The sequence below is a fragment of the Pseudomonas sp. 203-8 genome, assembly GCF_020708595.1.
GTDB lineage: Bacteria > Pseudomonadota > Gammaproteobacteria > Pseudomonadales > Pseudomonadaceae > Pseudomonas > Pseudomonas aeruginosa.
Map to the genome: position 1 here is coordinate 1 of NZ_JAJFDF010000028.1, position 528 is coordinate 528.

General features: G+C 69.1%; 1 pseudogene. It reads left to right on the forward strand.

From position 1 onward, the window contains the following. Positions 1-528 (forward strand): annotated as a pseudogene (locus LJF27_RS30345) (RHS repeat protein); the annotation flags it as partial.

Sequence of the window (528 nt, forward strand, 5' to 3'; positions counted from 1 at the left end):
GGCGACGGCAGTTGGCTGAGCTACGAATACGACGACGCACGGCGCCTGGTGGCGATCGGCAACAACCTCGGCGAACGCCTCGAATACGACGTCGACACCAAGGGCAATCGCACCGCCCAGCGCATCAAGGACGCCAGCGGCAGCCTGGTGCGCCAGCAGCAATGGGCCTACGACGAGCTTGGCCGGCTGCTCCGTGCGGTCGGCGCCGGCGGCCAGACACGCAGCTTCGCCTACGACCTCAACGACAATCCGGTCGGCGAAACCAACCCGCGCCAGTTCGCCCACAGCCAGGCCTTCGACGCCCTCGACCGGCTGGTCGGCCAGAGCGATCCCCTCGGCGGCAAGACCCGACTCGCCTACGACGCCCAGGACAACCTCACCGAGGTCAAGGACCCGCGCGGCGTCACCACCCGCTACGAATACGACGGCCTCGGCAACCTGACCCGACTGGTCAGCCCGGACAGCGGCACCACCACCTTCGAGCACGACGCCGCCGGCAACGTCATCCGCCGCACCGACGCTCGCGGT